22 protein-coding genes are annotated in these 21985 nt (G+C 57.0%); 7 read left to right on the top strand and 15 right to left on the bottom strand.

What is annotated here, in order from left to right; all coding sequences use genetic code 11:
• Positions 1–6: 6 nt before the first annotated feature.
• Positions 7–1503, bottom strand: a complete 1497-nt coding sequence (gene dacB / locus HGT1_RS00510; protein ID WP_176248022.1) for a D-alanyl-D-alanine carboxypeptidase/D-alanyl-D-alanine-endopeptidase — start codon at positions 1501–1503, stop codon at positions 7–9.
• Between the two features lie 89 nt (positions 1504–1592).
• On the opposite strand from dacB, the gene HGT1_RS00505 reads away from it, so the two are divergent.
• Positions 1593–2417 (top strand): DMT family transporter, encoded by an 825-nt coding sequence (locus HGT1_RS00505; RefSeq protein ID WP_176248021.1) that lies wholly within the window; start codon positions 1593–1595, stop codon positions 2415–2417.
• Here HGT1_RS00505 and HGT1_RS00500 read toward each other — a convergent pair.
• The 4 genes from HGT1_RS00500 to HGT1_RS00485 form a co-directional block, all read right to left on the bottom strand.
• Positions 2400–3011: a nicotinate-nucleotide adenylyltransferase gene (locus tag HGT1_RS00500; RefSeq protein ID WP_176248020.1), complete on the bottom strand. Its 612-nt coding sequence runs from the start codon at positions 3009–3011 to the stop codon at positions 2400–2402. The genes HGT1_RS00505 and HGT1_RS00500 overlap by 18 nt on opposite strands.
• Positions 3012–3087: 76 nt before the next feature.
• Positions 3088–4641 carry a sodium:alanine symporter family protein gene (locus tag HGT1_RS00495; RefSeq protein ID WP_176248019.1) on the bottom strand — a complete coding sequence of 518 codons (1554 nt, stop codon included), beginning with the start codon at positions 4639–4641 and terminating at the stop codon, positions 3088–3090.
• 10 nt (positions 4642–4651) lie between these two features.
• Entirely contained in the window at positions 4652–5092 is a 441-nt protein-coding gene (locus HGT1_RS00490; protein ID WP_176248018.1) for a universal stress protein, read from the bottom strand.
• Positions 5093–5288: 196 nt separating this feature from the next.
• Positions 5289–5756, bottom strand: a complete 468-nt coding sequence (locus HGT1_RS00485; protein ID WP_176248017.1) for an MOSC domain-containing protein — start codon at positions 5754–5756, stop codon at positions 5289–5291.
• A gap of 89 nt (positions 5757–5845) precedes the next feature.
• Here HGT1_RS00485 and ettA point away from each other — a divergent pair, with 89 nt between their 5' ends.
• Positions 5846–7501, top strand: coding sequence for an energy-dependent translational throttle protein EttA (ettA, locus tag HGT1_RS00480; RefSeq protein ID WP_176248016.1), 1656 nt, complete (start codon positions 5846–5848; stop codon positions 7499–7501).
• A gap of 63 nt (positions 7502–7564) precedes the next feature.
• Here the strand turns inward: ettA and HGT1_RS00475 are convergent, their stop codons facing one another.
• Entirely contained in the window at positions 7565–8518 is a 954-nt protein-coding gene (locus tag HGT1_RS00475; protein WP_176248015.1) for a PleD family two-component system response regulator, read from the bottom strand.
• A 385-nt stretch (positions 8519–8903) separates the two neighbouring features.
• Between HGT1_RS00475 and HGT1_RS00470 the strand changes: the two genes are divergently transcribed.
• The gene (locus HGT1_RS00470; RefSeq protein ID WP_005851393.1) at positions 8904–9110 is read left to right on the top strand and encodes a cold-shock protein; all 207 of its coding nucleotides are present in this window, start codon (positions 8904–8906) and stop codon (positions 9108–9110) included.
• Between the two features lie 138 nt (positions 9111–9248).
• Positions 9249–9800, top strand: a complete 552-nt coding sequence (locus HGT1_RS00465; protein WP_176248014.1) for a L,D-transpeptidase — start codon at positions 9249–9251, stop codon at positions 9798–9800.
• Between the two features lie 80 nt (positions 9801–9880).
• Here the strand turns inward: HGT1_RS00465 and HGT1_RS00460 are convergent, their stop codons facing one another.
• From HGT1_RS00460 to HGT1_RS00435, 6 genes are all read right to left on the bottom strand, one after another.
• The gene (locus tag HGT1_RS00460; RefSeq protein WP_176248013.1) at positions 9881–10870 is read right to left on the bottom strand and encodes an ABC transporter substrate-binding protein; all 990 of its coding nucleotides are present in this window, start codon (positions 10868–10870) and stop codon (positions 9881–9883) included.
• 34 nt (positions 10871–10904) lie between these two features.
• Positions 10905–11744, bottom strand: a complete 840-nt coding sequence (locus tag HGT1_RS00455) for an ABC transporter permease (RefSeq protein ID WP_176248012.1) — start codon at positions 11742–11744, stop codon at positions 10905–10907.
• Entirely contained in the window at positions 11741–12607 is an 867-nt protein-coding gene (locus HGT1_RS00450) for an ABC transporter permease (RefSeq protein WP_176248011.1), read from the bottom strand. The genes HGT1_RS00455 and HGT1_RS00450 overlap by 4 nt, the downstream gene beginning before the upstream one ends.
• Before the next feature lie 69 nt (positions 12608–12676).
• Positions 12677–13459 (bottom strand): ABC transporter ATP-binding protein, encoded by a 783-nt coding sequence (locus HGT1_RS00445; protein WP_176248010.1) that lies wholly within the window; start codon positions 13457–13459, stop codon positions 12677–12679.
• A gap of 111 nt (positions 13460–13570) precedes the next feature.
• On the bottom strand, positions 13571–15031 hold the full coding sequence (gene hydA, locus HGT1_RS00440; protein WP_176248009.1) for a dihydropyrimidinase: 1461 nt from the start codon (positions 15029–15031) through the stop codon (positions 13571–13573).
• A gap of 475 nt (positions 15032–15506) precedes the next feature.
• A complete protein-coding gene (locus HGT1_RS00435) occupies positions 15507–16757 on the bottom strand; it encodes a Zn-dependent hydrolase (RefSeq protein ID WP_176248008.1) in 1251 nt (416 codons plus the stop codon).
• Positions 16758–16965: 208 nt separating this feature from the next.
• Between HGT1_RS00435 and HGT1_RS00430 the strand changes: the two genes are divergently transcribed.
• Both HGT1_RS00430 and HGT1_RS00425 read left to right on the top strand, forming a co-directional pair.
• On the top strand, positions 16966–17550 hold the full coding sequence (locus HGT1_RS00430; RefSeq protein WP_373028990.1) for a TetR family transcriptional regulator C-terminal domain-containing protein: 585 nt from the start codon (positions 16966–16968) through the stop codon (positions 17548–17550).
• A 112-nt stretch (positions 17551–17662) separates the two neighbouring features.
• The gene (locus tag HGT1_RS00425) at positions 17663–18133 is read left to right on the top strand and encodes a hypothetical protein (RefSeq protein WP_176248006.1); all 471 of its coding nucleotides are present in this window, start codon (positions 17663–17665) and stop codon (positions 18131–18133) included.
• 6 nt (positions 18134–18139) lie between these two features.
• Here the strand turns inward: HGT1_RS00425 and preA are convergent, their stop codons facing one another.
• Both preA and HGT1_RS00415 read right to left on the bottom strand, forming a co-directional pair.
• Positions 18140–19441: an NAD-dependent dihydropyrimidine dehydrogenase subunit PreA gene (gene preA, locus HGT1_RS00420; RefSeq protein ID WP_176248005.1), complete on the bottom strand. Its 1302-nt coding sequence runs from the start codon at positions 19439–19441 to the stop codon at positions 18140–18142.
• Positions 19442–19463: 22 nt separating this feature from the next.
• On the bottom strand, positions 19464–20786 hold the full coding sequence (locus HGT1_RS00415) for an NAD(P)-dependent oxidoreductase (protein WP_176248004.1): 1323 nt from the start codon (positions 20784–20786) through the stop codon (positions 19464–19466).
• Positions 20787–21070: 284 nt separating this feature from the next.
• Between HGT1_RS00415 and HGT1_RS00410 the strand changes: the two genes are divergently transcribed.
• Positions 21071–21277 carry a cold-shock protein gene (locus tag HGT1_RS00410; protein ID WP_008227897.1) on the top strand — a complete coding sequence of 69 codons (207 nt, stop codon included), beginning with the start codon at positions 21071–21073 and terminating at the stop codon, positions 21275–21277.
• Positions 21278–21327: 50 nt separating this feature from the next.
• Here HGT1_RS00410 and HGT1_RS00405 read toward each other — a convergent pair whose 3' ends face one another.
• Positions 21328–21975: an arylesterase gene (locus tag HGT1_RS00405; RefSeq protein ID WP_176248003.1), complete on the bottom strand. Its 648-nt coding sequence runs from the start codon at positions 21973–21975 to the stop codon at positions 21328–21330.
• Positions 21976–21985 lie beyond the last annotated feature (10 nt).

The raw sequence follows: 21985 nt of genomic DNA, 5'->3' as shown, positions 1-21985 counted from the left end.
GGCCCCTCAGCTGACGTGATACGCGCCCCAGCGTTCGATCAATCCCTGCTGCAAGCGTTTCGCACGCGCGTTCCATGCGCTGCCGCCGTCGGGGCGTTCGCGTTGCGCCCTGCTCAGCTTTGACCTGCGGGGTTCATCCGCCGAAAACACCACAAACGCCATTTCACGCCCGTTCGGGGCCTGCATAAACCCGGCCAGCGTCGAGACAAAATTCAAAGTTCCGGTTTTCGCATCAACCTTGATCGGGTGATCCGGCAAGGGCTTGCCCTTACTGTCCCGCAGCGTGATTTTTTTCAGAATGGGCTTCAAGCCCTCGGTCCCGTTGACGCTGACCAAAGCCTTCAACATGTCACTTGCAGAAATCCTGCTGGCTTCTCCCAGACCCGAGTGATCAACCAGCGCAGGATTCTTCAAACCCAGCTTGGCTATGGCCCACAAGTTCATCTCTGCCGCTGACTCTTGCAGCGTTGCAGGCGTCTTGCCCCGCGCCATCGTGGCCGCCAAACCGGTCATTTCTGCCGTCAGGTTGGTCGAAAATTTCAGCATGTCGCGCAAAATATCGCGCAGCGGCGCACTTTGCTGGGCAACCACCACCTTTGTGTGCGCGGGCATCTCCGTGATAACCTCAAGCCCGCGCAACCTGATCCCGTTTGCCCCCGCCATCGTCGCAAACACATCACCGGCATAAAGGCCGGGCTTGCGCACCGGCAACCACCGCGATCCGCCACGCCCCAATGCGGGCTTTGCGACCGTCCAGTTGTCGCGCTTAGTTTCTTCGCGATACGTGTACAAAGGGCTTGCGCGGTCCTGAACCTGCATCACCGCCATTGCAACTTCGGGGCGGTATTTGTCAGACCTGCCATCCATCGTCACAGCATAGCCGTTATTGCCGCGCTTCCATTCGAAATGAACACGGTTAAAGTTCAACGCCACGCCACTGATACCAGGGTTATAGCTCACATGGTCGGGCTGGTCCGGGTCGATCCGGCTTAGGACCGGCAGATGCCCCTGATAGACCTTAAAGCCGCCCTTTATGCTGCGAATGCCCGCGTCCTGGAGCTGCCCCGCCATCGCGGCAAGCATATTGGTGTCCAGCGTAGGGTCGCCGCCACCGACCAGGATCAGATCGCCTTGAACCTCGCCTTCGACCACCTCGCCCGTCACTGCGATCCGTGTCTCGAACCGATGGTCCCCACCCAAGGTATCAAGCGCATAAAGCGCCGTAATGGCCTTGGTCACGCTTGCGGGCAACAGCCCCATCGTGGGTGCCATTTCCTCAAGCACGGTCCCCGTCTTGGCATCCGCAACGATGAACGCGACCTGCCCTTTCAGGTTGGCCTTTTCGATAAGTTCCTTGGCGGTCGGGATGGCCTGACGGAACAGGTCGTCCCCCCGCAGAACGGGGCGCAGTGATGTGTCAGGCGGTGCGGCAAATGCTGCGGGTGCAACCACGCCTGCCGCAACCGACCCCAGAAAGAACCGTCGTGAAAATTGCTGTGTCATAATGAAACGTTAAAGCCGACGATGCGCCGCTATTCAAGCATCTCTCTTTCACATTTTCATGGGTAAACACCCGTGCTACCCGTTTGCCCATGCAGCGGGCAATCTTCATCATGTTTATCGCCATGTCCCTGATCCCCGCCGGGGACAGTGCAGGCAAGATTTTGACATCACAGCTTGGGGCCGCTCCGGTATTTGTTGCATGGTCCCGCTTCGCAATCGGCACTTTGCTCCTGATCCCGCTCATCCCCGCCAATACGCGCGCGCTGTTTGGCAATTGGCGCATCTGGATACGCGCAGCGATGATCTGTGGCGGCATCACATGTATCCAGACAGCCCTCCAGACCGAAGACGTTGCAAATGTCTTTGCCGCCTTTTTTATCGGCCCTTTGCTCAGCTACCTTCTTGCCGCGATTTTCCTTCGCGAACCGATCACGCTTTTGCGTACCACATTGATCCTGATCGGATTTGCTGGCGTTATCGTGGTGGTGCGCCCCGGCGTCGATGTCAGCATTGGGCTGCTCTGGGCGCTGGCGGCAGGCACTTTCTATGGCGTGTTTCTGACCATGTCGCGCTGGCTGTCCGGGCTGGCATCGCCTTTGCAGCTTTCGTTTTCGCAACTGGTCATCAGCACAGGATTACTGTTGCCCTTTGGCCTGATGCATCTTCCCGAATTCACAGCCCCCATCGCGGCACTGACAGTCACCAGCGCGGCCTGTTCGATGCTGGGCAACCTTCTGATGCTCTATGCCTACAGGATCGCCCCCGCGACCAAGATCGCGCCGATGATCTATTTCCAGCTGCTGTCGGCTGTCGCTTTGGGCTGGCTGTTGTTTGATGCTTTGCCCGATCTGATGACCTGGGTCGGCCTTGCCGTGATCCTAAGCGCGGGCATCGCCTCAACCAGGTTGCGCTGACCACTTGCCGGCCGCACGGATCGCGCTTGAACTGACATCCATCATCGGGACATTCACGAAACACCATGCAGGCGCATCCGCATGCCCCAAAAGCTGGCTTTGCCGCGCGGGGATGCGGTAGCGGGCATAAAGTGCGGCAGCCTTGCTCATCCGCGCCGAAATGCGCTGCCCCGGCCGCGCCAGAACGCCGATCGGCACCGTTTCCATGATCTGCCGCCAGTCTTGCCACAGATGAAACTGCGCCAGATTATCCGCCCCCATCAACCACACGAACCGGACACCAGGGTTGCACGCGCGCAGTGCCGCCAGGGTCTGGGCCGTATAGCGCGTGCCAAGATGGGTCTCGATATCCGTGATTTGCACATTCGGGTGCTGCATCACTTCGCGGGCATGCGCCATCCGCTGCGCAAGGGGCGCTGGCCCATGGTTCTTGAGCGGATTACCCGGGCTGACCATCCACCAGACACGATCCAGCCCGAACCGCTTGAGCGCCTCGCGTGTGATATGTGCATGCCCTTGATGGGCGGGATCAAATGATCCGCCCAAAAGCCCTATCACCTGACCCGGTGCCGCATAAGGAAATGGATAGCCCACAAAAACGGCCCCCGAATTGCATCAGGGGCCGAAAGGAGAGCAGCATGCTCTCTTTGTCAATCGCGTTAAGCGTTGATTACTTGATGAACTTCTTCAACTCGCCGGATTTCAGGCGGCTGAAATAGCTGTTCATCTCGCGCTTGACGATAGGCATCAGGAAATACAGCGCCGTGATGTTCACAACTGCCATGGCAAAGATCATCGCATCAGAGAAATCGATGACAGCGCCCAGATTGGCCGCAGCCCCCACAATGATGAAGAAGCAGAAGATGACCTTGAACACGATCTCTTTGTTTTTGCCTTCGCCAACCAGATAGGTCCACGCCTTCAGACCGTAGTAGGACCAGCTGATCATCGTCGAGAAAGCGAACAGGATCACTGCGACTGCCAGTACATAGGGGAACCAGCTAAAGCCGGTGGCGAAGGCCGCCGACGTCAGTTGAACACCGCTGGAACCGTCGATGGTTTTGATCGACGTACCTGCCTCGTTCAGAACGAACTGACCTGTTGCAGGGTCCATCACCAAAACGCCCGAGATCGTGATGACCAAAGCCGTCATCGTACAGATCACAACCGTGTCGATAAACGGCTCAAGCAGCGACACAATACCTTCGGTTACCGGTTCCTTGGTGCGCACGGCAGAGTGTGCAATCGCAGCCGACCCGACGCCCGCTTCGTTCGAGAATGCAGCGCGTTTGAAGCCCTGGATCAACGCGCCGACAAAGCCGCCCGCAACCCCAAGACCGGTAAAGGCACCATCAAAGATCTGACCGAAAGCCCAACCGATTTTGTCATATTCGACGATCAGAATGACCAGTGCCGCAGCAACATAAAGGATGCCCATAAATGGCACGACCTTTTCCGTCACCTGCGCGATGGATTTGATCCCGCCCACGATAACCGCGAACACGACAGCGGCAAAGATGATGCCCGTGATCCAGCCGGGGTAATCCCCAACGATACCGGAAATCTGCGCATGTGCCTGGTTGGCCTGGAACATGTTCCCGCCGCCCAATGCACCACCGATCGTAAAGATGGAGAATACAACAGCCAGAAAACCGCCCATCGGCAGGCCACGTTCCTTAAAGCCTTTGGTCATGTAATACATCGGACCACCGGAAACCGTGCCATCTGGGTATTCGTTGCGATATTTCACACCCAGCGTACATTCGGTGAACTTTGACGCCATCCCCAACAGACCCGCAAGGATCATCCAGAATGTCGCGCCGGGGCCACCGATGCCAACAGCAACAGCAACACCCGCGATATTGCCCAAACCGACGGTACCGGACAGCGCTGTCGTCAAGGCCTGGAAGTGGCTGACCTCGCCTGCGTCATTGGGGTCGGAGTAATCCCCTTTGACCAAAGAAATCGCATGGCCGAAGGCCTTGAACTGCACGAAGCCGAAATAGATCGTAAAGACCGAAGCAGCCACAACCAGCCACATCACGATCCAGGGAAAGTTGGTCCCCGGCAGCGACATAAAGATCAGGTTGACGAACCAACCCGTCGCCCCGGCGAAGATATCATTAATGCGTTGATCCATGCCAACGGCGTCTTGGGCCGATGCGATGGCCGGCAAAGCAGAGATTGCAGCCGCGCCAAGCCCAGTTGAAAGAAACTTGTTCATTATATGCCCCTTATGGAATGATCGTGACTGGAACGCTGGATGCGACGGCCAGGCGGCCTGTAACGCCACCGAACATCCGCTCTTTCAGACCGCGCAAGCCGACACGGCCCACCACGATTTGCTGCGCTTTGCTCTCTTTGGCGATATCGTCCAGAATATCCGCGACATCGCCATGTTTGACGATACCATTGACCGATATTCCATCTTCTGCGGCTTTCTTAAGCGCCGGCTCCATGATCCGCTCACGCGCCAAGCTAAGCTCTTCTTCGCGGCGTACATGGCGCTGTTCGTTTTCTTCCGGGGTCTGGAAACTGAACGGCGACCATTCAATCACATAGACCAGCTTTAGGGTGCAGTCCCCGATCAGCTTGGCCTGAGCGGTCGCGAAAGCCAGCGCACGATTGCCAGCCTCACCCCCGTCAAGCCCGACGACGATAGTAGATGTTGTCATTGTTTTGTCCCTCGTGTTGCGGCGCGGCCTCTTGCGGGTCGCGTTACCGGGGCCTGAAATTGACCCCGGATCAAAGAACGATAACGGACAAAACGAAAAATATTCGCCTCATTATTGCGCCAACTGAAGCCGAATTCGCCGTTTTTTCTACGATTTCACGACAATTCGGACAGTTATTGCGATGCGCATTAACGACTCAGATCGGTGAAACGCTGTCGCCCAGGCGGATCAGACCGGACGTATGCACCGATGCACACCACCCGCCATGCCCGCGAACGGCGGAATAACCGCCGCGACCCAACGCCTCTTCCATGCGGCTACACGGGGCACATATTACGTCAAAAGACAGCACCGCCTGCCCGACGCGCACCAACCGTCCCTTGAGCGCGGACAGATTGATACCCGCCACCACCAGATTGCGCCGAAGAATGTCAGGCGGCACTGCGTCGCGCCCCAACATTGCGCCAATCACCGCCAGATGCTCTGCCTGAATAAGGGTCACGGCGCGTTTTCCAGGCCGTGCATGGTCGCCCTCTAACCCGCTGTCATGCACCATAATCTGCGGGACCGGCTGCATGTCGACGCGCCTTTGCGCACGCAGGCCGATCCACGTCACCTGCCCCGACTGCGCATAACCTGCAATCAATGCCTTCAAATCCGCCATCAGCACCCCATATATTGAGTGTTTGATCTTGCCCGGTTTGGGCGATATTGCACAACAAACTAAAAATGCAGCTTATCCGAGGATTCCCAATGGCCGCCTTTCAATATGTCTATCACATGTCCGGTGTCTCAAAGACCTATCCGGGCGGCAAGAAGTGTTTCGACAACATCAACCTCAACTTCCTTCCCGGCGTGAAAATCGGTGTGGTCGGTGTGAACGGATCGGGTAAATCCACCTTGATGCGGATCATGGCTGGCCAAGACAAGGATTTCTCGGGCGAGGCATGGGTCGCCGAGGGTGCCAAAGTTGGCTACCTCGAGCAGGAACCCTATCTGGACCCTGCCCTGACCGTGCGTGAAAACGTCATGCTGGGTGTGAAAAAGAAAAAGGACATCCTGGATCGCTACAACGAACTGGCGATGAACTATTCGGATGAAACCGCAGACGAGATGGCAGCACTGCAAGACCAGATCGATGCGGAAAACCTGTGGGATCTCGACAGCCAGATCGACGTGTCGATGGAAGCATTGCGCTGCCCCGCCGACGACGCAGACGTGACGACCCTTTCGGGCGGTGAAGCCCGCCGCGTTGCTTTGTGCAAACTGCTGCTTGAAGCGCCAGAAATGCTGCTGCTCGATGAACCGACCAACCACTTGGACGCGGAGACCATCGCCTGGCTGCAACAGCACCTGATCGACTACAAAGGCACGATCCTCATCGTTACCCACGACCGTTACTTCCTGGATAACATCACCAGCTGGATTCTCGAATTGGACCGCGGCAATGGCATCCCCTACGAGGGTAACTATTCCAACTGGATCGACCAGAAAGCCAAACGGCTTGAGCAGGAAGCCCGCGAAGACAAGTCCAAGCAAAAGACATTGTCGCGCGAACTTGAATGGATGCGTCAGGGGGCCAAGGCCCGTCAGGCGAAATCCAAAGCGCGGATCAAGTCCTATAACGAAATGGCCGACAGTTCAGAGCGCGAACGCTTGACCCGTGCCCAGATCGTTATTCCCAACGGTCCCCGCTTGGGCAGCAAAGTGCTCGAGGTCGAAGGCCTGTCCAAAGCAATGGGCGACAAGCTCTTGATCGAAAACCTTGAATTCTCGTTGCCACCCGGTGGTATCGTCGGCGTCATCGGCCCCAACGGTGCCGGTAAATCGACCTTGTTCAAGATGATCACCGGCAACGAACAACCCGACAACGGTACCATTACCTTGGGCAATACGGTTGATCTGTCCTATGTCGACCAGTCGCGTGACGACCTGAACCCTGACGACAACGTCTGGCAGGCGATTTCGGGCGGTGCCGAGATCATCAAACTGGGTGACGCCGAAGTGAACTCCCGCGCCTATTGCGGCGCGTTCAACTTCAAGGGTGGCGATCAGCAGAAGAAAGTCGGGTTGCTGTCAGGTGGTGAACGCAACCGCGTCCACATGGCGCGCTTGTTGAAAGAAGGCGGCAACGTGCTGCTGCTCGATGAACCGACCAACGATCTCGACGTTGAAACCTTGCGCGCCCTCGAAGACGCGCTGGTGGATTTCGCCGGTTGCGCCGTGGTCATCTCGCACGACCGTTTCTTCCTTGACCGGATTTGTACGCATATCCTGGCCTTTGAGGGCAACGCGCATGTCGAATGGTTCGAAGGCGGGTTCTCGGATTATGAAGAAGACAAGCAGCGCCGCCTTGGTGCCGATGCTTTGGAACCCAAGCGCCTGAAGCACAAGAAGTTCTCGCGCTAAACAAACGCGACGGAATGACGGAAAACGGGGACATCAAATGGTGCCCCCGTTTTTCATTTCGGTTCAGATTTCAAACGAAAACAAACTGTCGCCGTCATCGGCTGCCGCTTGCTCTCTCGGGGCATTTTGCCCGACATACTCGCGGACCTTGCCGCAGGCCGATCGCGCGGTCCAAAGCCGCTGATTGGTCAGCGATTTCACGGCCACATCCTCGGCAAGATCGCCACCGGCATCTGATGGCTGTCTGCTTTGGGTCAGGTTTTGTTGAACAAGGCGTTGAACACCTAGCGGATCAATCCGGCTGCGGGCAAATATGGCAGCCACCATAACACCATTACCTGCATAGCCCAGAATGCAGCGTTGATCTTGCAGCGCCTCGACCGACGCCTCGGCGACGCGCACCATCTGACGACAAAATTCGGCCGGTGTCAGCGTGTCAAATATATTGCGGACCTGAGGCAGTTTGATCGCGATCAGGTTCATCGCATAGCACCCTTCGGGCAACCGCAGCAGCCGGTTCTCAAACCCGTTCAGATCATGGACATCCGGAACCCCCAGATCAAAACTTTCCTCTGGCCTGATCTTCATCAAATCGGTCAGTTCTGCCAGTGAATGATGCGCAACCCGTTCGCGCCGCAGGCTGTCGTTCAGCAAGCCCGCGGTGTTGATACGGGCCCCCAGTTCGACACCATTCAGCGGTTTATAGATGAAATCGGTCGCACCGGCCTCAAAGGCCCGGTTCATCAAATCAGCTGTCGTGCTCGCTGTAATCATCAGGATCGGCGTCTGCCGGTGTTTTTGCAGACTGCGCAATTTGGCGCACAGCGCGATCCCGTCAATGCCCGGCAACATGATATCCAGCAAGAAACAGTCAAAATCAGTCTCACTGTCGTCTAACAAGGCAAGCGCTTGTTCCGCATGCACCGCGCAGACCAGATCAAACCCATGTCGGGCGGTCAGGCAATTGCTCAACATTTCGAGGATTGTTGGGTCGTCATCTACGGCTAGAATTTTCATACTATCTCTTGCTCAATTTACAGGGCCAGGACCCACACACCAATTAACGAAACCCATCTTGGCAAGAATATCTGGCATTTTTGTGGTGCCGCACCGCGTCATAACGCCAAATACTCGCAATGGTAGAAGTCAATAAAGCAGGGGGGTTACGCGAAATCGCCCCTTGGAATATGGCCAGAATGTGCACATATCGGCGGCATTTCGCTATGATTATCCCGCCAAAGTCGACCCCCTTGCGCGAATCTCTCGCCTCTGGCATACGGTCGGTGCAAACGTTATTCTTTTTCGACCCACTGTCTCCTTATACGGCGTTCAGACTTCGATCCAGACCGACAACGCCAAGCCATCGCACGATGCGGATGGTACACTAGAGGAGACTACGGATATGGCCACTGGCACCGTAAAATGGTTCAACACAACAAAAGGCTTCGGCTTTATCGCACCCGATGGCGGCAGCAAAGATGTATTCGTACACATCTCCGCTGTTGAGCGCGCAGGCCTGACCGGTCTGGCCGACAACCAGAAAGTGACATTCGACATTGAAGCTGGCCGTGACGGTCGCGAATCTGCGTCGAACATCGCACTGGCGTAAGCCAAGCTAGGCCCCGGCCTACACAAAGAATTGACCGGCTGATCCATATGGGACAGCCGGTTTTTTTATGGCCTCAGGGTTGCTTTAAACCAATCAACCAGCAAAATAGACATAACAGAAGCTAATTAGGAACATCACATGCGCCGCCGTTCTTTTATTGCAGGCTCTTTGGCTGCTCTCGCATTTCCCCAAGCCCTTTTCGCCCAAAACGCTGCCTATGATCCGACCCCGCAATTGGTCTCCATCAAGAGCCAGTACAGCGTTGGTCAGATGCTCATACTCCCGCGGAGCCACTATTTGTATCTGGTTACCGAACCCGGCAAGGCAATGCGCTATGGCGTGGGCGTCGGCAAGGCAGGCTTGGAATTCACCGGTAGCGCAACGATTTCCGTGAAGAAAGAGTGGCCTACCTGGCGCCCTACGGACGAAATGATCGAACGCGATCCCAAGGCCTATGCGCGTTTCGTCGGCAACACAGAAGCCCAGCCGGGTGGTCCGGATAACCCTCTGGGCGCGCGCGCCTTGTATCTTTTCCAGAATGGCAAAGACACGTATTTCCGCATCCACGGCACCACACAGCCCAGCAGCATCGGGCGGTCTGTGTCAAACGGGTGCATCCGCATGATCAACGAACACGTCAAAGACCTGTACGAACGGGTGCCGATCGGCACGACTGTAACCGTTCTCTGATTCTGGATAGTTAATGCAATCACGAAAAAAGGGCCGGTGTTTCCACCGGCCCTTTTTCTATTCTCAACGCATGTTCGAACTTAGTTCAACGCTTTGTCCGTGATCGCATGTGTCCATGCGCCTGTTGGTGCTGCTGTGATCACCGGATCAGACCCACCTGACAAAAGCGATTCAACTGTGCGCTGATAATCCGCCTCATCCAGCGCGCCGTTGCTGCCTGCTGTGAGCTTGGCGACTTCGCCCATCATACGCTTTTGGTGCTCTTCGGTCTGCGCACCGGAGGAATCATTCTCAAGAACGATTTCGGCCGCTTCATCAGGGTTTGCTTCGGCGTATTTCCAACCCTTCATCGACGCCCGCACAAAGCGCACCATCTTGTCTTCGAACGCAGGGTCAGCCAGCTTGTCTTCCAGAACATACAGCCCGTCTTCCAGCGTCGCGACGCCTTGGTCTTCGTATTTAAAGACGGTCAGATCCTCGGGTGTCAGACCCGCATCAATCACCTGCCAATATTCGTTATAGGTCATGGTCGATACGCAAGCCGCCTGGTTCTGCAACAGCGGGTCAACGTTGAAACCCTGCTTCAGCACCGTCACGCCGCCTTCGCTGCCATCGGTTGCCAGCTCAAGCTTGCTCATCCAGCTGAGGAAAGGGAATTCGTTGCCAAAGAACCAAACGCCAAGGGTCTTGCCCTTAAAGTCGTCTGTGGTTTCAATGCCCGCATCCTTGCGGCAGGTCAGCATCATACCGGAGGATTTGAAAGGCTGGGCGATGTTCACCATCGGCAGACCTTTTTCGCGCGCAGCCAAAGCCGCAGGCATCCATTCAACCGTCACATCGGCACCGCCGCCAGCCAGAACCTGTGTCGGCGCAATGTCAGGGCCGCCGGGTTTGATTGTAACGTTCAGGTCTTCTTCGCCGTAGAACCCTTTGTCCAGCGCGACATAATAGCCCGCGAACTGGGCCTGCGTGACCCATTTCAGCTGCAAGGTCACATCATCGGCCGCATGGGCCATCGTACCCATCAGGCCGACAGCAGCACCGGCGATATAGTTTGTCAGATTTTTCATTTTATAGACTCCCTCTTGGTTGGTTTGGTTTTAATTATCTACGTTGGCTTGGGTGCCAGAACGTCACTGCCCGTTCGATCAATGACATGGCACCATAGAACGCCGATCCTGCAATGGCTGCCACGACAATCTCGGCCCAGACCAGATCAAGCGCAAGCTGTCCCACCGAGGTCGAGATACGAAACCCCATCCCCCTGACAGGAGAGCCGAAAAATTCAGCAACAATCGCGCCAATCAGCGCCAATGTCGTGCCGATTTTAAGCCCATTGAACACGAAAGGCATAGCAGCAGGCAAGCGCAGCTTGAAAAGCGTGGCCCAGTAATTCGCGCCATAGGTCCGCATCAGATCGCGCTGCATGCTGTCTGTGGCCTGCAACCCTTGCACAGTGTTCACCAGCATCGGGAAAAACACCATGACAACCACAACAGCGGCCTTTGACTGCCAGTCGAAACCGAACCACATCACCAGAATCGGGGCCATGCCGATCACAGGTAGCGCCGCCACAAAGTTACCGACAGGCAACAACCCCCGTTGCAGGAATGGGAACCGGTCAATCGCCACCGCGATCACAAACGCAGCCCCACAGCCGATGACATAGCCGGACAGCGCCCCTTTTAGCACGGTCTGCACAAAGTCGACCCAAAGGATGTCCAGCGATGTGGCAAAGCGCACGGCAATGACCGACGGGGCCGGCAGCAACACCTGCGAAATCTCGAACCCGCGCACAACGCCTTCCCAGACGGCGATCAATGTCGCGCCGAAAATCAGCGGTGCCGCCAAGGCCGCGCCACGTGAAGGCCGCAACCGCGAGAGCCGCACATTCACCCAGAACCCGAACGCCCACGCAACGGTGGCAAAGACCAACCAGATCATTGTGCCATCCCCATACGTTTCAAGGTCGCGCGCTGGATCAATCCGATGATCCCGACCAACAACGCAGCCAGTGCCGCAGCCATAATCAGCGCGCTCCAGATCTGGATTGTCTGACCATAGTAACTACCCGCCAGCAGACGCGCACCCAAACCGGCAACCGCCCCGGTGGGAAGCTCCCCCACGATGGCACCGACCAGGGATGCCGCCATTGCAATCTTGAGCGACGTAAAGAAATACGGCATCGACGCAGGCAACCGCAGCCGCCAGAATGTCTGCGCAGCGCTCGCATGCCAGGTCCGCATCTGATCCAACTGCATCTGGTCAGGGCTGCGCAAGCCCTTGACCATGCCAACGACGACCGGAAAGAACGACAGATACATGCTGATCATCGCCTTGGGCAACAGCCCCGAAATCCCGACAGCATTCAGCACGACAATGATCATCGGCGCAATCGCCAGAATGGGGATGGTCTGACTGGCGATCACCCAGGGCATCACCGACATGTCCATCGTGCGGTTAAACACGATGCCCACAGCCAGCAATGTCCCTAAAACAGTGCCCAATCCGAACCCCAGCAATGTCGCACTCAACGTGACCCAAGAATGATAGATCAGCGACCGCTTTGACGTGATGTTCTTTTCAACCGTGGTGCTCCAGATCTCGGCGGCGACCTGATGGGGCGCGGGCAGTTTCGGCTTTTTTTGCGCCCATGTATCTTGGATCAAGGACGTGGTCGTAACCACCTCCCCCGACCGCGTCGCCTTGTCATAGGTCCAATCCGCATTCAGCCAGACGGCCGCCGCGTACCAGATGACCAACAGCAACCCGACAACGGTCAGAACAGGGAAAAAGCTCTGCCTCACAACACGCCCCCCCGCTTCTCTGGCCCAAAAATATCCTCCCCGAAGGGCCGGCTGGCCCTGCACCCGCGCTCAGTCATCTGCATGCCCCGCCCGCAATCCTTCGCGTACACGGTGCGCAATCTCCAGAAACTCCGGCGTTTCGCGAATTTCCAAGGGCCGCTCTTTGGGCAATGTGCTCTCGATCACATCTGTAATCCGGCCCGGTCTGGGGCTCATCACAACGATCTTTGTGCTCAGATACACGGCTTCGGGAATAGAATGCGTCACAAAGGCAATCGTCTTTTCCGTTCGCGCCCATAGCCGCAACAACTGCTCGTTCAGGTGATCGCGCACAATCTCGTCCAGCGCGCCAAAGGGTTCATCCATCAACAAGATATCCGCATCAAACGCCAAAGCCCGCGCAATGCTCGCCCGCTGCTGCATCCCACCGGACAGCTGCCAGGGGAATTTATTTTCAAACCCCGATAGCTCCACAAGCTCCAGCACCCGCGCCACACGCGCCGCCTGATCGGCTTTGGAATAGCCCATGATCTCAAGCGGCAACCGGATGTTCCCGCCAATCGTGCGCCAGGGATAAAGCCCCGCAGCCTGAAACACATAGCCATAGGCCCGCGCCATCCTTGCATCAGCGGCACTCACACCGTTCACCGTCATCGACCCGCCCGTGGGTTGCTCCAAATCCGCCATACACCGCAGAAATGTGGTCTTGCCGCAGCCGGATGGCCCGATAAAGCTGACAAAGTCACCCTTCTCGATATCCAGCGAGACATCCTTTAAAGCATGTACCGGGCCGTCATTGGTCTCGAATGTCAGGGATAGGCTTTTCGCAGAAATTACAGGCGCGGATGTCATAGAACCCGCCCTTTGACTGTCTTATTCTTTGCTCGCATCACGGCTGGCCTCTTTCTTCTTTTTCTTTGACGCGGCAGAAAACCTGCCGCGTCCCGCTCCGGGGTCTCTGGCTTAGATACCGGCAGGAATATTCAACGGATCGCGCTTGATCATCTTGGGCGCAGTAAGCTCTTTCCACTTGCTAAGTGCAACATTAGCAGAAGGGAAAGCAGGGCGCGGAACAAACCGGCCACGTCCGGGGTTTGGTTGCGAATTCTGCCCCCAGGCCCAGATCACCTCGCCCCGGCTCAACGTATAGCGGCTTTGCGCGGTGACGTTGAAACCCTCGAATACGTTGTAATCCAGAACAGAATGGTGGTTCGCCGGCGAAATCGTCTTGCTGATCTTGGGATCCCAAACCACGATATCGGCATCGGCTCCCTCAACAATCGCCCCCTTGCGCGGATAAATGTTCAGGATCTTTGCCACATTGGTCGACGTCGCGGCGACAAATTCGTTCGGCGTCAAACGCCCCGTTTCAACCCCTTCGGTCCACAAAACCGCAAGACGCTCCTCCAGGCCGTTCGACCCGTTTGGAATGATCCGGAAATCATCCTTGCCCGCTCGCTTTTGCGCTGTTGAAAATGCGGCATGGTCCGTTGCGACAACCTGCAAGGATCCAGATTGCAAACCGGCCCACAGACTGTCCTGATGGTCCTTTGACCGGAAGGGCGGCGACATCACCCGCCGCGCCGCATGGTCCCAATCCTTGTTGAAATATTCCGATTCATCCAGCGTCAGAAACTGGATCAACGGCTCCCCGTAAACCCGCATTCCTTTCTGCCGCGCGCGCCGGATCGCCTCGTGGGTCTGCTCGCAAGACACATGCACGATATACAGCGGAACACCGGCAGTATCCGCGATGGTAATCGCACGATTTGCCGCCTCGCCCTCCAACTCCGGAGGCCGGGAATAGGCATGACCCTCAGGCCCCGTGATGCCCTGGTCGAAATATTTTTGCTGCAACTCGGCAACCAAATCACCGTTTTCAGCATGCACCATCGGAAGCGCCCCCAACTCGGCACAGCGCTTGAACGACGCAAACATCTCGTCATCCTCGATCATCAACGCGCCCTTATAGGCCATGAAATGCTTGAACGAATTGACGCCCATATCCACGGCGTCTTTCATCTCGTTGAAAACATTCTCGTTCCAACCGGTGATCGCCATGTGATACCCGACGTCAGAACAAATCTGCGGTGCCGACTTGCGATGCCACTCGTTGATCGCATTCTTGATGGACCCGTCTTCCCCGGGCAGACAGAAGTCCACAATCATCGTGGTCCCACCGACAGCCGCAGCCCAAGTCCCGCTCTCGAATGTCTCGGCAGCAGTGGTGCCCATGAAAGGCATCTCCAGATGGGTGTGCGGATCAATACCGCCGGGAATGACATAGGCCCCCTCGGCGTCGATATATTCATCCCCGACCAGATCCTCGCCGATACGCTTGATGATCTCGCCCTCGATCAGCACATCCGCCTTCCACGTGCGATCCGCCGTGCACACCATGCCGCCCTTGATTACCTTACTCATCTCAAAACTCCCGTCCCATATCATATTCCAAATGGTTCAAATCCCGGGGGTGTGGGGGCTGGCCCCCATGCACGCCCCGGCGACACGTCAAACCGACCCGAAGCACCCCAATGCCGGACCATGTACCCCAATGTCCAACGGTCCAAAATCGCTCTCCACACAAAGCGAGAAATATCCCGCCCGGGGCATATAAACGACCCGATACGTCCCATCCCCCCGAGAGACCGACCAACAGGTCTGCATAAGCCCCCCGCTGAAATTCACCGTGATTTCACGAGGCGGTCGCAATGTTTCCCGAAACGCTTCCGCCGTGCGCCGGACTACCTGATCACGACTTTGCAGCGCCTCATCCAATTCGGCCTGGATCATACCCGTAATACGTTCGCCAATCGAAAGATCCCGCTCCAGCATCACATGCAGCCACGGAATTTTCGAAAATTCCGGCCCGTTTTCTTTGTAAGAAAACGATCCCGCATCACCCGATGATCTCCGCTGTCTCCAAGACCGCATGCAGCAAAACATCCGCCCCTGCCTTTGCCCAATCCTTGGTGATCTCTTCTGCCTCGTTATGGCTCAGGCCACCCACGCAAGGGCACATCACCATCGCAGTGGGGGCGACCCGGTTGATCCAGCAGGCATCATGCCCCGCACCCGAAATCAGGTCCATATGGCTATAGCCCAACCGCTCTGCGGCCGACCGTATCGCCGTCACACATGTTTCATCAAAGGTGACGGGGTCAAATCCGCCGACCTTTTCAAACGCAACGTCCAGCCCCATATCATCTGCGATCTTCTGGCCTTTGATCCGCAGCTGTGCTTCCATTTCCTCGATCACCAGCAGGTCGGGTGATCTGAAATCAACGGTAAACACGACCTTCCCCGGGATAACGTTTCGCGAATTGGGATAGACGTCTATATGCCCCGCGGCCCCAACAGCGTGGGGCGCATGTGCCCATGCGATCTCGTCCACGGCTTCCAAAATACGCGCCATCCCCAGTCCTGCATTCTTGCGCAGCGGCATCGGGGTCGACCCGGTATGCGCATCTTTGCCCGTCACAGTGACCTGGGTCCACGACAGCCCCTGACCGTGGGTCACAACGCCGATGTCCTTGCCTTCCGCCTCAAGAATTGGGCCCTGCTCGATATGCAGCTCAAAGAATGCGTGCATTTTGCGTGTGCCGACTTCCTCTTCGCCGCGCCATCCGATCCGCTTCAACTCATCCCCGAACGCCAGACCTTTCGCATCGGTTTTGGCATAGGCCCAGTCCTGGGTGTGAATGCCCGCAAAGACCCCCGAAGACAGCATTGCAGGCGCATAGCGCGTGCCTTCCTCATTCGTCCAGTTGGTCACCACGACGGGATGTTTGGTCTTGATCCCCAGATCATTCATGGTGCGCAGAATTTCCAACCCGCCAAGCACGCCAAGGACACCGTCATATTTGCCGCCCGTCGGCTGCGTATCCAGATGCGACCCCACATAGACGGGCAAGGCATCCGGATCGGTGCCGTCGCGCTGCGCGAACATATTGCCCATCTGGTCAAGCCCCATGGTGCAGCCCGCATCCTCACACCATTTCTGGAACAGGGCGCGGCCTTCGGCATCCTCGTCGGTGAGCGTCTGGCGGTTATTGCCGCCCGCCACACCGGGGCCGATCTGGGCCATCTCCATCAGACTGTCCCACAAGCGGTCAGGGTTGATCTTCAGGTTTTCACCGGGCGCGGCCATAGGGGGCTCCTTCATTCAATTCGGCTTTTGCATCTCGCAGAAATTTTACCATTTGGTAAATCCACGATTGCGGCTAGTCTTGTATCTGTCAAGAAATGCTTTCAATAGAATCTACCTATGCGACCCTGCATGATGATTTTTCAGGCACAGATGCAGAAAGGGGTCCACCTTGCCCGACGGTGTCCAAAAAAAACCAAGCCGGATCCAGATGCGCAACCGCCGTGTTATCCTTGATGCAGCGCTAAATGTTTTTTCCCAGCACGGATATCGGGGGGCTACCCTTGATCAAATCGCCACCGAGGCCGGATTAAGCAAACCCAACATACTTTATTATTTTCAAGGCAAGGAAGACATCCACCTGACCCTGCTAAGCCAATTGATGGAGACATGGCTGGACCCGTTGGTCGAGCTGGACCCCGAGGGTGATCCCAAGACTGAAATCCTGGATTACGTCCAGCGCAAGCTTGATATGGCGCGTGATCTACCCCGTGAAAGCCGCCTATTTGCCGGAGAGATCTTGCAAGGTGCGCCGCGCATGGGGCCGCATCTGGAAAGTGATCTGAAACCCTTGTTCGATGAAAAATGCGCCGTTATCGCAGGGTGGATCAAGGCCGGCAAAATTGCGCCCCTCAATCCGCAGCATTTGATCTTTTCCATCTGGGCGACAACGCAGCATTACGCGGATTTCGAAACCCAGGTGACGGTCCTGCTGGGCGAAAACACAGACCCCCACGAAGCCGCCTCCCAACATTTGCGGGCGCTGTTCGGGACGATGCTTTCCGTCAAGGGTTGATTAACCGACTTGGCAAATAACAGATGATTTTGAGGGCTGATTAAGACAGGCTGACAGTCAGTTAACTGCGTGGTGGCGGGCTTCTTAAACTTTGTTTTATCGGAGTATCAAAATGGCATCTATCTCTCTCGTGAGCACTTTACTGCCCGCCCAGCACCATGCAACACCACCTCAAAGCGCTGTGAGTGCGGCCAACCCGACTGCTGGCATCGCGCCGGTTGCGACGGCCTCCTCAAACGGGAACAGCGGCTCATCCACGGATGGCGATTCCGGGGCTGGCGGCGGGTCGTCCGGCGATCCTCGGGCATGGTTCGGGTCCAAAGGCCGGGCGCTGTCCGGCGCATCCGCACAATCTGTGGTCAATGCGAAAACAGAGGCCGGAAAACGATCAAGCATCGAAACGGAGCCCCCTTCGGTGCCGGAGGAAAGAGCGAGCTCCGCCTGGTCAGAAATGCTTGATAAGGCGAATGCGCCCACGGACGCGCAGGCAGACGCAGACAATGGGCTGCGCAAAGCCGAAGGCCCGCTGCCTATCCCGACCGCAGATATTCTGCTGAAGTTCAAGAAAAGCGGGCCTTACTAGGGTCGATTATTCAGCCGCAGTCGCAGCAGGATTGTTCGGGTGCGTTGTCCAATTGGCATAATCCGCTTCAACAACCTTGCCGGTACGCGGGTCAGTTGTGCCGGGGGTCATTGCTTCCATTGTGATGCAATTTTCGACGGGGCACACATTGACGCACAGGTTGCAGGCAACGCATTCCTCGTCGATCACCGAAAACGTGCGGTCCTCGCTCATTGCGATTGCCTGGTGCGACGTGTCCTCGCAGGCAGCAAAACAACGACCACAGGAAATGCACAGGTCTTCGTTGATCTTGGCCTTGGCGATGTAGTTCAGGTTAAGCTGGTTCCAGTCGGTCACGTTCGGAACCGCCTTGCGCACCAGTTGATCGACCGATGTCATGCCTTTGCCGTCCATGTATTCGGACAAGCCGCTGATCATTTCCTCAACGATCTTGAACCCATAGGTCATGGCCGCCGTACAGACCTGCACGTTTCCAGCGCCAAGCGCCATGAATTCGGCCGCGTCACGCCACGTTGTCACACCGCCAATCCCGCTGATCGGGATTTGCGACAGCCCAGGGTCGCGCGCGATCTCGGCCACCATATTCAAGGCAATCGGCTTGACCGCAGGTCCACAATACCCGCCATGCGCCCCTTTGCCGTCAATTGTGGGTTCCGGAGCGAACAGGTCCAGATCAACCGATGTGATCGAATTGATCGTGTTGATCAGACTAACCGCATCGGCACCCCCGCGCTGTGCTGCCTCGGCGGGTTTGCGAATGTCGGCAATGTTCGGCGTCAGCTTGACGATCACCGGCATCCGTGTGCTGGCCTTGACCCAACGTGTGACCATTTCAATGTATTCGGGCACCTGGCCCACGGCCGCGCCCATACCGCGTTCCGACATCCCGTGCGGGCAGCCAAAGTTCAGTTCGACCCCGTCAGCGCCGGTTTCTTCGACCAAGGGCAGGATGAATTTCCACGGCTCTTCCTCGCAAGGCACCATCAGCGAAACGACCATGGCGCGGTCCGGATAGTCACGCTTGACCGATTTAATCTCTTGCAGGTTCAAGGCCAAAGGACGGTCGGTGATCAATTCGATGTTGTTCAGTCCCAGCAACCGACGATCAGCCCCGTAGATCGCGCCGTAGCGCGGGCCGTTGACGTTGACCACCGGCGGGTCGATACCCAGCGTTTTCCAGACCACACCGCCCCAGCCGGCCTCAAAGGCGCGGCGCACGTTGTATTCCTTGTCGGTTGGCGGCGCAGAGGCCAGCCAGAAAGGGTTTGGGCTTTTGATGCCCACGAATTCGCTTCTTAGATCCGCCATCTGCGTTCTCCCGTCGGGTGGTTTAGCCCACCAATGTCATGTGAATATCCATCGCCGCATCGCGCCCTTCGGCAACGGCAGTCACGGTCAGATCATCGCCACCGCTGGCGCAATCGCCCCCGGCCCAGATGCCATCAACGCTGGTGCGCCCTGTGCCATCCACCTTGATCTTGCGCCCTTCCAGTGCGGGCAGCGCGTCACCTTGCAGCGTCTGGCCGATGGCCTTGAACACCTGATCCGCAGCAAGGCGCAGCATCTGGCCAGTGCCTTTCATATCGGCATCGACATATTCGAATTCGATCTCGCGCACCGCGCCATTGCCATGAACCGCGACAGGCACCGCATGGTTCACAATGCGCACCCCTTTTGAGGCCGCCAGATCTTGTTCGAACACACTTGCATTCATCCGGTCGCGACCGCGACGGTAAACCAGCGTGACATTTAACGCGCCAAGCAGCTTGGCCTGAACAGCCGCATCAATCGCGGTCATGCCGCCACCGATCACAACCACATCACGCCCGATCGGCACCTGCGCCACATCACCGGCCTGACGCAGGTCTGCGATGAAATCGACGGCATCCAAGACGCCGGTCTTATCCTCGCCATCCGCACCCAAGGCGTTCACCCCGCCCAGACCCATGCCAAGGAACACGGCATCATAATCCGCCTTCAGCCCCTCAAGGGTAATGTCGGCACCCAAGGCTGATCCCGTCTGCAACGTAATCCCGCCGATTTGCATCAGCCAGTCGACTTCGGCCTGTGCGAAACCGTTGGTCGTCTTATAGGTTGCAATGCCATATTCGTTCAGCCCGCCGGGTTTGGGGCGTGCATCATGCACAACCACTTCATGCCCCATCATCGCCAGACGGTGCGCACAAGACAGCCCGGCCGGACCGGCCCCAACTACCGCAACACGCTTGCCCGTCGGGGTCGCTCGCTCAAAGGGATGTTTGCCTTGCTGTTGCAGATGATCGGTGGCGAAGCGCTGAAGCTCTCCGATTTTCACCGGCTTACCTTCGGCGGCCTCGCGAACGCAGGCCTGTTCGCACAGCTGTTCGGTCGGACAAACGCGAGCACACATGCCGCCCATGATGTTCTGGCTAAGAATGGTTTTCGCAGCAGCATCCGGTGTGCCCGTTGCGATCTGCCGGATAAACAACGGAATATCGATGTCTGTCGGACAGGCCGTGATGCAGGGGGCATCATGGCAGAAATAACACCGATCCGCGGCGACCAGGGCCTCGTGGGGGTCAAGGGGGGGATGAAGATCGGAAAACTGATCGGCATAGGCCGAAGCCTCGAGCCGCCCTGCCGTGATACCCGGCTCAAACATTTTCTGCGACATTGATAAAACCTCTGCTGTCACCTGCTGTTGTTCCAACGGTGCAACGGAATGATTTTTTTATCAACTGGTAAAATTATTTCAAAGTTATGAAATATCGTGCGCAACTGCCCGCCGATCAGGCGTTCCGACATAAAAACTCTTGATTTTGAAAAGGCGGCTGCCAATATTTCTGGTGCGACGCGAAAGACTTTCGACCTCTTCGGCTTTGGCCACGGTGCGATCAAGTTCTGACCGAGCCACGCTGCCGCATAATGCGGGCAGCCCAAAGACAGGAGAAACGGAGCATGGCAACTGGCACCGTAAAATGGTTCAATACCACAAAAGGTTATGGCTTTATCGCGCCTGATGGCGGCGGCAAGGACATCTTTGTTCACATCTCGGCGGTTGAACGCGCAGGCCTAACAGGTCTGGCAGACAACCAAAAGGTGACCTTTGACATCGAAGCAGGTCGTGACGGGCGCGAAAGCGCTGGCAACATCGCCCTCGCCTAAATCTGGCAAACCAGTTTCAAGATAAATGCGGGCATCTAGGTGCCCGTTTTTTATTGTGCTTTGATATCTTCGATCAGGTCCAAGACCTTTGGCCCCATCGCCATCACGATTCTAGCCACGCCTTCCTTGTTCGGATGCACCCCGTCTGGCTGGAAAAACGACTGCGCCTGGGAAAGCTCGGGCAGCTTTCCATCCACCGCCAATCCGGCGAAAAAGCTCGATAAAAATTCCGCCTCGTATTGTTCAGCCAGTTCGGGATAGAGCGCATCGAATGATGATTTATAGTCAGGCCCGTAATTGCCCGGCGCGGTCATCCCGACAAGCAACACCTCGACGTCAGCGGCTTGTGCGGCGTTGAGAATACCGTCGATATTGGCGCGGCTTACCGCAGGGTCCAGCCCGCGCAGCAGGTCATTCCCGCCAAGCGCCACGATCATCCCGTCGACATCCGGCGTCAGCGTCCAACCGACACGGCTAAGCCCGCCCGCCGTCGTATCGCCTGACACACCCGCATTAATCAGCGTGACCTCAGCACCGTTCTGATCAAGCCAAGTTTGCAGTTGTGGCACCAAACCGTCCTCGGCAGGCAGACCGTACCCCTGCGTCAGACTGTCACCCAATGCCGCTATTACAACAGGCTCCGCCGCGACGGGCCCTGCAAAAACCAGAACAATGCCAGCTAAAACCTTGTGCATCATTGCGAAACCT

Origin of the sequence: Sulfitobacter sp. HGT1 (genome assembly GCF_013282155.1) — a bacterium.
Classification (GTDB): domain Bacteria; phylum Pseudomonadota; class Alphaproteobacteria; order Rhodobacterales; family Rhodobacteraceae; genus Sulfitobacter.
Note: the sequence above shows the minus strand (reverse complement) of the source record. Positions and strands in the feature narration are given on the sequence as shown.